11 protein-coding genes are annotated in these 10,303 nt (G+C 72.5%); 8 read left to right on the top strand and 3 right to left on the bottom strand.

All coding sequences use genetic code 11. The features are described 5' to 3' along the window. From ADK55_RS05725 to nudC, 3 genes are all read left to right on the top strand, one after another. Window positions 1-737, top strand: a 737-nt coding sequence (locus ADK55_RS05725; protein WP_199826450.1) for a PD-(D/E)XK nuclease family protein, incomplete at its 5' end; no start/stop codon positions are given. 9 nt (window positions 738-746) lie between these two features. Beyond that, window positions 747-2,150: a dipeptidase gene (locus tag ADK55_RS05720; protein ID WP_053676359.1), complete on the top strand. Its 1,404-nt coding sequence runs from the start codon at window positions 747-749 to the stop codon at window positions 2,148-2,150. A 63-nt stretch (window positions 2,151-2,213) separates the two neighbouring features. Next, window positions 2,214-3,149, top strand: a complete 936-nt coding sequence (nudC, locus tag ADK55_RS05715) for an NAD(+) diphosphatase (RefSeq protein ID WP_053676358.1) — start codon at window positions 2,214-2,216, stop codon at window positions 3,147-3,149. A gap of 191 nt (window positions 3,150-3,340) precedes the next feature. Here nudC and ADK55_RS05710 read toward each other — a convergent pair whose 3' ends face one another. Continuing rightward, entirely contained in the window at window positions 3,341-3,601 is a 261-nt protein-coding gene (locus ADK55_RS05710; protein ID WP_053676357.1) for a mycoredoxin, read from the bottom strand. Window positions 3,602-3,759: 158 nt separating this feature from the next. Between ADK55_RS05710 and ADK55_RS05705 the strand changes: the two genes are divergently transcribed. The 5 genes from ADK55_RS05705 (at window position 3,760) to ADK55_RS05685 (ending at window position 7,625) form a co-directional block, all read left to right on the top strand. Next, window positions 3,760-5,925: an ATP-dependent DNA helicase UvrD2 gene (locus ADK55_RS05705; RefSeq protein WP_053676356.1), complete on the top strand. Its 2,166-nt coding sequence runs from the start codon at window positions 3,760-3,762 to the stop codon at window positions 5,923-5,925. A 167-nt stretch (window positions 5,926-6,092) separates the two neighbouring features. Continuing rightward, complete coding sequence (locus ADK55_RS05700; protein WP_053676355.1) at window positions 6,093-6,434, top strand: hypothetical protein; 342 nt, start codon at window positions 6,093-6,095, stop codon at window positions 6,432-6,434. Between the two features lie 184 nt (window positions 6,435-6,618). Continuing rightward, window positions 6,619-6,990, top strand: coding sequence for a WhiB family transcriptional regulator (locus ADK55_RS05695; protein WP_053676354.1), 372 nt, complete (start codon window positions 6,619-6,621; stop codon window positions 6,988-6,990). After that, window positions 6,987-7,319, top strand: a complete 333-nt coding sequence (locus ADK55_RS05690) for a hypothetical protein (protein WP_053676353.1) — start codon at window positions 6,987-6,989, stop codon at window positions 7,317-7,319. The genes ADK55_RS05695 and ADK55_RS05690 overlap by 4 nt, the downstream gene beginning before the upstream one ends. A 99-nt stretch (window positions 7,320-7,418) precedes the next feature. Continuing rightward, window positions 7,419-7,625, top strand: coding sequence for a hypothetical protein (locus ADK55_RS05685; RefSeq protein ID WP_053676352.1), 207 nt, complete (start codon window positions 7,419-7,421; stop codon window positions 7,623-7,625). Between the two features lie 471 nt (window positions 7,626-8,096). Here the strand turns inward: ADK55_RS05685 and ADK55_RS05680 are convergent, their stop codons facing one another. Together ADK55_RS05680 and ADK55_RS05675 are read right to left on the bottom strand one after the other, a co-directional pair. Continuing rightward, window positions 8,097-9,482, bottom strand: coding sequence for an ABC1 kinase family protein (locus ADK55_RS05680; RefSeq protein WP_053676351.1), 1,386 nt, complete (start codon window positions 9,480-9,482; stop codon window positions 8,097-8,099). A 102-nt stretch (window positions 9,483-9,584) separates the two neighbouring features. Next, on the bottom strand, window positions 9,585-10,303 hold a 719-nt coding region (locus ADK55_RS05675), incomplete at its 5' end, for a ThiF family adenylyltransferase (protein WP_234349911.1).

Raw genomic sequence — 10,303 nt, 5'->3', positions numbered from 1 at the left:
CTCTGGGCCCCGGGCGAAGCCCTGCCCGCGCCATCGCCTCCTGGGACCGCGACCTCGACGCCCTCGAAGGCGAGCTGCGCCGCTCCCGCGCCGCCGTGCGCGACGTCGTGCTGCCCGCCGCCCTGTCCGCCTCCGAACTGCTTCGCCTCGCCTCCGACGAGCAGGGCTTCGTCCGCGACCTCGCCCGCCCCATGCCCAAGCCCCCGCAGCCCGCCGCCCGGCAGGGCACCCGCTTCCACGCCTGGGTCGAGTCCCGCTTCGACGAACTGCCCCTCCCGCTCCTCGACGTCCTCGACCCCGCCGGGGAACTGCCCGGTTCCGACCAGGACATCGTCGACGAGGCCGACCTCGACTCCCTCAAGGCCGCCTTCGAGCGCAGCGCCTACGCCGACCGGACCCCCCACCGCATGGAGGCCCCGGTCCAGCTCACCCTCGCCGGCCGGGTCGTCCGCGGCCGGATCGACGCCGTGTACCGCCACCACGAGGGTCCGTACGACTACGAGATCGTCGACTGGAAGACGGGCCGCACCACCGAGGCCGACCCCCTCCAGCTCGCCGTCTACCGACTGGCCTGGGCGGAGGCCACCGGCACCCCGCTCGAACGGGTCGACGCCGCGTTCCTGCACGTCCGCAGCGGCCGCGTGATCCGCCCCCGCGCCCTTCCCGACCGCGCCGGCATTGAGCGGATCCTCCAAGGCAAAACGGACGCGGAAAGTGACCATCACACGGAAGGCTAGGCTCGTGGCATGAGCGACCCCCAGGCGGACAGCGTCGTCCGCACGTACATCGACACCCACCGCGCGGCCTTCCTCGACGAACTCGCCGACTGGCTGCGCATCCCCTCCGTCTCGGCGCAGCCCGAGCACGCGGGTGACGTACGACGCAGCGCCGAATGGCTCGCCGCGCAGCTCAAGACCACCGGCTTCCCGGTCACCGAGATCCTGGAGACCGCGGGCGCCCCCGCCGTGTACGCCGAGTGGCCCGCCGCCGACCCGGCCGCCCCCACCGTCCTCGTCTACGGGCACCACGACGTACAGCCCGCGGCCCTCGCCGACGGCTGGCACACCGACCCGTTCGAGCCGGTGATCAAGGACGGCCGGATGTACGGGCGCGGCGCCGCCGACGACAAGGGCCAGGTCCTCTTCCACACCCTCGGCGTCCGGGCCCACCTCGCGGCCACCGGCGCCGACGCCCCCGCCGTGCACCTCAAGCTCCTCGTCGAAGGAGAGGAGGAGTCCGGCTCCCCGAACTTCCGCGCCCTCGTCGAGCGCGAGGCCGAACGCCTCGCCGCCGACGTCGTGATCGTCTCCGACACCGGCATGTGGTCCGAGACCACCCCCACCGTGTGCACCGGCATGCGTGGCGTCGCGGACTGCGAGATCGACCTCCACGGCCCCGACCAGGACATCCACTCCGGGGCCTTCGGCGGCGCGGTGCCCAACCCCGCCACCGTCGCCGCCCGCCTCGTGGCCGCCCTGCACGACGCCGACGAGCGGGTCACCATCCCGGGCTTCTACGACAACATCGTCGAACTCACCGACGCCGAGCGCGCACTGATCGCCGAACTGCCCTTCGACGAGGCCGAGTGGCTGCGCACGGCCAGGTCGCACGCCGCCGCGGGGGAGAAGGGCCACACCACCCTGGAGCGCGTCTGGGCCCGCCCGACCGCCGAGGTCAACGGCATCGGCGGCGGCTACCAGGGCCCCGGCGGCAAGACGATCGTGCCGTCCTCCGCACACCTGAAGCTGTCGTTCCGACTGGTCTCCGGGCAGGACCCGTACGAGGTCGAGGAAGCCGTCAAGACCTGGGTCGCCGAGCGCGTCCCGGCCGGGATCCGGCACTCCATCGTCTTCGGAGCCCCCACCCGGCCCTGCCTCACCCCGCTCGACCACCCGGCGCTGCAATCCGTCGTGCGCGCCATGGGGCGCGCCTTCGGCCAGAAGATCCGCTTCACCCGCGAGGGCGGCTCCGGGCCGGCCGCCGACCTCCAGGACGTGCTCGACGCACCCGTCCTGTTCCTCGGCATCTCGGTCCCCTCCGACGGCTGGCACTCGCCGAACGAGAAGGTCGAACTCGACCTGCTCCTCAAGGGCGTCGAGACCGCCGCGTACCTGTGGGGCGACCTGGCCGCCCACTGGAAGCCCGCCTGACGCACCCACCCGCCGTCCCGCCCAGCCTGCCTGTCCCACCACCGGGGGAGTTGGAAGTACCTGATGAGCACCCATACCGAGCCCGAGCGCCCCATCACGCTCGCCGCGCCCAGCGGGATCGACCGCGCCGCGCACCACCGCCTCGACGAGGCCTGGCTCGCCGCCGCCTGGAGCCACCCGACGACCCGCGTCTTCGTCGTCTCCGGCGGCCAGGTCCTGATCGACGACACCCCCGACGGCGGCACCGGCATCGTGATGACCCCGGCCTTCGAGGCCCCGGTCACCGAGACCCACCGCTACTTCCTGGGTTCGGACGAGGACGGCGTACGGTACTTCGCGCTGCAGAAGGACTCCCTGCCCGGCCGCATGGACCAGTCGGCCCGCCCGGCCGGCCTCCGCGAGGCGGGCCTGCTGCTGAACCCGCGCGACGCCGGGCTGATGGTGCACGCGGTGGCGCTGGAGAACTGGCAGCGCATGCACCGCTTCTGCTCCCGCTGCGGCGAGCGCACGGTGGTCGCCGCAGCCGGACACATCCGCCGCTGCCCGGGCTGCGGCGCCGAGCACTACCCGCGCACCGACCCGGCCGTGATCATGCTCGTCACCGACGAGCACGACCGCGCGCTGCTGGGCCGGCAGGTGCACTGGCCCGAGGGCCGCTTCTCGACGCTCGCCGGGTTCGTGGAGCCGGGCGAGTCCATCGAGCAGTCGGTGATCCGCGAGGTCTGGGAGGAGGCCGGCGTCAAGGTCGGCGAGGTCGACTACGTCGCCAGCCAGCCCTGGCCGTTCCCGTACAGCCTGATGCTCGGCTTCACCGCCCGCGCCGTCACCTCGGAGATCACGGTGGACGGCGAGGAGATCCAGGAGGCCCGCTGGTTCTCCCGCGAGGACCTGCGCGAGGCGATCGAGGCGGGCGAGGTGCTGCCGCCCGCCGGGGTCTCCATCGCGGCCCGCCTGGTCGAACTCTGGTACGGGAAGCCGCTGCCGCGCCCCCTCGCGTGAGGCGGGTCGCGCGGGCCCCGCACCCGTGACGTCCGTCACGACAGAAGGCCCCCGCCGCGGCGGGGGCCTTCTGTCGTACGCGTGTGACGTTCGCTACGTCGACCCGACCGGTGCCGGTCGTCCCGAGCCGGTCGTCCGCGCGTCGGTCGTCCGTGATTCGGTGGTCCGTGCGTCGGGCGGTGCCGCGACGGTCAGACGGCGAGGGCCTGCTTGACCTGGGCGAGACTCGGGTTCGTCATGACGGACTCGTTGCCGGCGGCCGACTTCACGAGGACGGTGGGAACCGTCTGGTTGCCGCCGTTCGCCTTCTCCACGAACGCTGCGGACGCGGGGTCGTGCTCGATGTTGATCTCGTCGTACGCGATGCCTTCGCGGTCCAGCTGCTTCTTCAGCCGGCTGCAGTAGCCGCACCAGGTCGTGCTGTACATCGTGACGGTGCCCGTGTCCTGCATGCTGCGGTCTCCTTCGTGGGGTCTCGGTGGTCCGAGTACTCGAACGCCCGACACCGTCCCGCCATTCCCGCGGGGCCCTCACGGCACAAGTACGACCGGAGCGGGCGGCCTGTGGACAAGTTTCCCGTCCGCCCCTGGAGACCTGGCAGCATGGCGGGGTGACAGCAGCAACGCACTCCTCATCCTTCCCGGCCGAAGCCGACTCGGCCGACGCGGTGCTCCAGGGCCTCGACCCGGAGCAGCGCGAGGTCGCGACGACCCTGCGCGGACCGGTGTGCGTGCTGGCGGGAGCGGGCACGGGCAAGACCCGCGCGATCACCCACCGGATCGCCTACGGGGTCCGGTCCGGCCAACTGATGCCCGCCAGCGTGCTCGCCGTCACCTTCACCAACCGCGCCGCCGGCGAGATGCGGGGCCGACTGCGGACCCTCGGAGCGGGCGGGGTCCAGGCCCGGACCTTCCACTCCGCCGCCCTGCGCCAGCTCCAGTACTTCTGGCCGAAGGCCGTCGGCGGCGACGTCCCCCGACTGCTGGAACGCAAGATCCAGTTCGTGGCCGAGGCCGGCGCCCGCTGCCGCGTCCGCCTCGACCGGGGCGAGCTGCGCGACGTCACGGGCGAGATCGAGTGGGCCAAGGTCACCCAGACCGTCCCCGCCGACTACCCGGCGGCCGTCCTGAAAGCGGGCCGCGAGGCCCCCCGGGACACGGCCGAGATCGCCCAGATCTACGGGACGTACGAACAACTCAAGCGCGACCGGAACATGATCGACTTCGAGGACGTGCTGCTCCTCACCGTCGGGATCCTCCAGGACCGGCACGACATCGCGGAGCAGATCCGCAGCCAGTACCAGCACTTCGTGGTCGACGAGTACCAGGACGTCAGCCCGCTCCAGCAGCGCCTGCTCGACCTCTGGCTCGGCGAGCGCGACAACCTCTGCGTGGTCGGCGACGCCAGCCAGACGATCTACTCCTTCACCGGCGCCACCCCCGACCACCTGCTGAACTTCCGCACCAAGTACCCGCAGGCCACCCTGGTCAAGCTGATCCGCGACTACCGCTCCACCCCCCAGGTGGTGCACCTCGCCAACGGCCTGCTGAACCAGGCCAAGGGCCGCGCCGCCGAACACCGGCTGGAGCTGATCTCCCAGCGCGAGGTCGGCCCCGACCCGGTCTACGCCGAGTACCCGGACGAGCCCGCCGAGGCCGAGGGCGTCGCCGGGCGGGTCCGGGACCTCATCGCGGCGGGCGTCCCCGCGGGCGAGATCGCCGTGCTCTACCGGATCAACGCCCAGTCCGAGGTCTACGAACAGGCCCTCGCCGACGCCGGAGTGCCCTACCAGCTGCGCGGAGCCGAGCGGTTCTTCGAGCGGGCCGAGGTCCAGAAGGCGATCCTCGCCCTGCGCGGGGCCGCCCGCTCCGGCGGCAACGATCCCCTCCTGGACGACGTCGTCGAGCTCGGGTCCCAGGTCCGGGCGGTGCTCAGCTCCACCGGCTGGACGGCCGAGCCGCCCGCCGGATCCGGCGCCGTGCGCGACCAGTGGGAATCCGTGGCCGCGCTCGTCCGGCTCGCCGAGGACTTCGCCCGCTCCCGCCCGGGCGCCGGCCTGTCCGAACTCACGGTGGAACTGGACGAACGCAAGGCCGCCCAGCACGCCCCCACCGTCCAAGGCGTCACCCTCGCCTCGCTGCACGCCGCCAAGGGCCTGGAGTGGGACGCGGTGTTCCTCGTGGGGCTCACCGACGGCATGATGCCGATCACCTATGCGAAGACCGACGAACAGGTCGAGGAGGAGCGCCGGCTGCTCTATGTCGGCGTCACCCGGGCGCGGCTGCACCTGACCCTCTCCTGGGCGCTCTCCCGGGCTCCGGGCGGCAGAGCCTCCCGACGCCCCAGTCGCTTCCTGAACGGCCTGCGGCCGGGCTCCGCCGTCCCGGGAAGCAGGAACGGCGCCGCGACCGAGCGTGCCCCCCGCAAGCGCGGCCCCCGCGGCCCGGTGCTGTGCCGCGTCTGCGGCAAGACCCTGACCGAGGCCGGCGAACTCAAACTGATGCGCTGCGAGGACTGCCCGTCGGACATGGACGAGGGGCTGTACGAGCGGCTGCGCGAGTGGCGCGCCATCCAGTCGAAGCAGCAGGGCCTGCCCGGTTACTGCGTCTTCACGGACAAGACACTGATGGCCATCGCGGAGGCCGCGCCGTCCGAGGCGGGAGAGCTCTCGATGATCTCCGGCGTGGGTGGCCGCAAGCTTGAGCGGTACGGAGTCGACGTCCTGGCCATCTGCGCAGGCCAGGAGCCTGGCGCCGGAGATCCTGACGACGCGTAGAAACTCGTCGGAAAAATAGTTTGCACATGCCCGGCGAATCCCCATAGGTTCTTAGCAACGGAAACGTTGGCTTCTTCGAAGCCCCGGTTCCGTGCTGTACTTATCCGAATACGCATGGGACGGGCCCCCGGGCCCCGTCCCCGAGACGCCGAGAGGAGGCGAGACCAGTGACCAGCTTCATGACGACCACCAAAATGACCGATCGCTCGGTCGCCGCTTCCTGCCCGCTCGGTGTCTCCTCGCTCGTTCCGATTCTCGCCGCAGGCGTCTCCACGCTTTCCTCGGGGACCCCTGCCCTGCTCGCGGCCTCCGCGCTGCGGCCGAGTGTTCGTAATGAGCGACCGACCCAGGCACCGGTGGCAGTAATGGCTGAGGAAGCCCAGGCGCATGGCGCCTATGGCTTTGCGGCCGCGGCGGCCGGTGCCGGAGTCAAGACGAAGCAGACGAAGCAGCAGCACCACCTGATGTGGGCCTTCCGTGGGCTCGAACCCTGGAGTGATCCAGTCTGATCGACGATCAGACCGGCGCCTTCAGGGCCGCGGAACCCCACCCGGGATCCGCGGCCCTTCTGTTTGTCCCCGAACGGGGACTGCGGAGCGAAGGGGCCTCGGGACTGGCAAGAACAGGTACCAGCCGACCCCCGGCCGACCCCGGCCGGACCGACTAGTCAACCAAGACGAGGAAGAAACCACCGTGCAACTCGAAGCGCACGCCCCGTCCGTACCGCAGACCCAAACGATCTCCCCGCCCGCAGTCCCGGAGGACTCCACCTTGACTCCCCTCACCGCGCTGACCGCGCTCGACGACGCCATCGAGAACCTCGGCGTACCCGTTCCCTGCCGCACCTTCGACCCCGAGGTCTTCTTCGCCGAGTCCCCGGCCGACGTCGAGTACGCCAAGTCGCTCTGCGGCACCTGCCCGCTGGTCGAGGCCTGCCTCGCCGGCGCGAAGGAGCGCCGCGAGCCCTGGGGTGTCTGGGGAGGCGAGCTCTTCGTCCAGGGCGTCGTCGTCGCCCGGAAGCGGCCCCGTGGTCGTCCGCGCAAGAACCCGGTTGTCGCGGCATGACCGCCATCGGCACCATCGACCGCCCCCTGACGCGCGACCCCTTGAAGCAGGCCCTCATGTCCACCCACACCACCACGAGCGAGCAGCCGCACGGCTCCGCCACCGCAGACTTCATCACCGCAGGCGCGATCACCTCGCGTCAGAACAGGACCCGCGAAATGCAACTCATCCCAGAAGCCATGGCTCGTGCCCATATGGACGACCGCATGCGTGAGGCGGACGCCGAGCGTCACGCCCTGCGCCTGGTCGCCGCCCGGCGCATGCAGCGCCGAGCCGAGCGCGTTTCGATGCGCGCCCGGCGGGCCCTCGCCATGGCCGTCATGAACTGAGCACAGAAGGAACAGCACCCGGGGGGACCGGTCCGAAAGGACCGGTCCCCCCGGGGCGTTGCGGAGCGCGTCCACCGCCGCCGGAGATATCGTCTGCGGGTGGACCAGTCGACTCCCCGCCCCACCCCGCCGGGACCCGAGGCCCAGCCCGCCGTCTGCGCGGGATGCGGCGTCGACGCCCCGAACGGGGCGCCGCCCACCTGGACCTGCTCCGTGGAGAACGGGACCAGGCAGTACTTCTGCGTCGAATGCGCCCGCGCCAACCTCCGTGCGATCGAAGGCCGGCTCGACTCCTCCTGGTGGTGACCGACGGCCCCGCCCCGCCCGAAGCCGGGTCGTGTGCGGCCGGGCCGCCCGAAGTTGGGCCACGTGCGGCGGGGTCGCCTGGAGCCGGGCCGCGCGGAGGCGTCCCGCCCGAAGCCGAGCCCCGTGCGGCGGGACTGCCTGGAGCGCCGGGCCACCTGAAGCCCCGGCCGCCCGAAGCCCCGGCCGCCCGGAAACTGGGCCGCCGGAAGTTGGGCCAGGTGCAGCCGCGTCGCCTGGAGCCGGGCCGTGCGAAGCCCCGGCCGCCCGAAGCCCCGGCCGCCTGACGCCCCGGGGCCGAGCCGCGCGGAGCCGAGCCACGTGCAGCCGGGCCGTGTGAAGCCCCAGCCGCCCGGAGCCCCAGCCACCCGACGCCCCGGCCACCCAAGCCCCGGCCATCCGAGCGCACGTCCCCGCCGTCCCCGCCCGAGCCCGCCACCGAGCCGGGGCGACACCGCCGGGGGTGGGGGCGTACTACTCCCCCCGCTCGCAGACCTTCCCTTGGTCCTTCTCGTGTACCGGGTCGTCTTCCCGGTCCTCGGGCAGGAACCCCGGTAGCCAGGACTCCAGTTCCTCGCGGAGCCGCACCGTCGCACCCAACTGGCACAGCACGCCTATGGTGCTCAGCGTGACCCGGTGAATCAGCAGGTACGACGGCGGCAGGTTGATCTGTCGTCCCAACTGGTGGGCGGGGGAGCGGGGATCGGCGACCCGAGCCGCCTGGCCGCGCAGCCAGGGGCGGGTGAAGGTGAACTCGTCCGCCTCGACCGGTTCGAGGAGGGGCTCCAGATAGTCGAGCACCGCCTCCGGGTCCAACTCGATGGACTCCTTCACGAACCCCTCGGCGCGCAGGTGCTCGTAGACTCCCTCGGCGTCACCACCCAGCGTCAGCCGCAGCGACCGGCCGATGGGCTTGGGCCAGCCGCCCGGAAGGCGATCGACCGTCCCGAAGTCCAGTACGCCCAACCGCATCCGGCCGTCCTCACCCGATATCAGCCGGAAGTTCCCGGGATGCGGATCGGCGTGCAACAGCCCGGTCCGCGCCGGCCCGGAGAAGAGGAACCGGGCCAGCAACTGCCCCGCACGGTCTCGCTCCTCCTGGGTACCGTCCGCTATCACCTCCGACAGCGGGGTCCCGTCCATCCACTCGGTCACCAGCACCTCGTCGCCCTGGTGCACGACGTCCGGCACGACCACGTCCTCGTCGCCGTCGAACGCGTCCGCGTGCGTCCGCTGCGCCTCGGCCTCCAGCTCGTAGTCCAACTCCTCCGCGACCCGGTCACGCAGTTCGGTGATCAGCGGCTTGATGTCCATGCCCGGGATCAGTGGCCCCAACAGCCCCGCGAACCGGCTCAGTTGCCTGAGATCCGACAGCAACGCCTCGCCCGCACCCGGATACTGGACCTTCACCGCCACCTGCCGGCCGTCGTGCCACACGGCCCGGTGTACCTGACCGATCGAGGCGGCCGCCGCGGGCGTGTCCTCGAACTCCCGGAACAGGTCACGCCAGTCCTCGCCCAGCCGCTCCGCGAGCACCTGGTGCACCCGCGCCGCCGGCAGCGGCGGGGCCGCCTCCTGGAGCTTGGTCAGCGCCGCCCGATACGGGCCGGCGATCTCCTCGGGCAGAGCCGACTCGAAGACCGACAGGGCCTGACCGAACTTCATGGCCCCGCCCTTCAGCTCGCCGAGCGTACGGAACAGTTGATCGGCGGTGCGTTGCTGGAGCTCCCGCGCGACGATCTCCGCCGACTTGCCTCCGATCCGCTTTCCCAGCCCCCAGGTGGCCCGACCCGCGAAGCCCAGTGGCAGCGCGGCCAGCTTGACGGTACGGGTGACCGCCTTCCGGGGAAGATCAGACATACGCCCCTCCAGTTCCCAGACAGCCGTGCCGCGAGCGGCGGTTCAGGGGCGCGCCCCCTGAGGCAGACAAAACGCATCCTGTCATGGCCCCCGGCGGCCCCCTCAGCCCGATCCTCCCCGCCCCCTCCCCGGCACGGTCGCACCGCCCCGGCCGGCGCCGGCCGGAACCGGCGCCGCGTCCGGGATCGAGGCGGCGGAGCACGGGCAGTCCTCATGGGGGCGAACCTCGGAGGGCTCCCAGCTCAGGCCCGGTAACGCCGCCTCCCACCGGGCTCCCGTCGAGGCGGGCAGGTGCCCGTCGAGGAAGGACAGGGCGTGCCCCGCCGCCAATCCCGCCACCGCCGAGGCCAACCCCAGGTCGCACGCCGCCGTGGCGCGGCGGCGGTGCGCCGACCGCCACTGCACCAGCATCCTGGGCCAGGCAGGGTCCCGGTCGATCCGGTCGCGCTCCATGCAGCCCGCGCAGGCCGTGACCCCCGGCAGCACCAGCGGCCCGACCAGCCCGGTGCCCTCCAACACCCCCGCGTACAGATGCGGAGTGCCCGTGGCCACCCAGTCCGCGGCCGTCTCCGGATCGGGGGCCCACGCCTGGAGCCCGTCCCGGGGAGCGACGACCACCAGGGAAAGCCCCGGCTCCGGCCCCTCTCCCTCCCCGGCCCGGGGGGCGCGTCCCGGGCCGGCCTGCCGCACGAGCGCCCCCGCGGCCTCCGCCCGCAACCGGCCCACGCTCCCGGGCCCCAACCCGCCCGGCGCCACATCGCCCGGCTGGACCCGCCCCCCGTCGAGCACCTCGACCCGGCCCACCCCGGCCGCGCCCAGGG

It is taken from the genome of Streptomyces sp. WM4235 (assembly GCF_001279725.1).
GTDB lineage: Bacteria > Actinomycetota > Actinomycetes > Streptomycetales > Streptomycetaceae > Streptomyces.
Note: the sequence above shows the minus strand (reverse complement) of the source record. Positions and strands in the feature narration are given on the sequence as shown.

Excerpts from the sequence above, each read along its gene's own strand:
- ADK55_RS05720 (WP_053676359.1), top strand. The coding sequence starts at position 747 with ATGAGCGACCCCCAGGCGGACAGCGTCGTCCGCACGTACATCGACACC.
- ADK55_RS05710 (WP_053676357.1), bottom strand. The coding sequence starts at position 3,601 with ATGCAGGACACGGGCACCGTCACGATGTACAGCACGACCTGGTGCGGC.
- nudC (WP_053676358.1), top strand. The coding sequence starts at position 2,214 with ATGAGCACCCATACCGAGCCCGAGCGCCCCATCACGCTCGCCGCGCCC.
- ADK55_RS05690 (WP_053676353.1), top strand. The coding sequence starts at position 6,987 with ATGACCGCCATCGGCACCATCGACCGCCCCCTGACGCGCGACCCCTTG.
- ADK55_RS05680 (WP_053676351.1), bottom strand. The coding sequence starts at position 9,482 with ATGTCTGATCTTCCCCGGAAGGCGGTCACCCGTACCGTCAAGCTGGCC.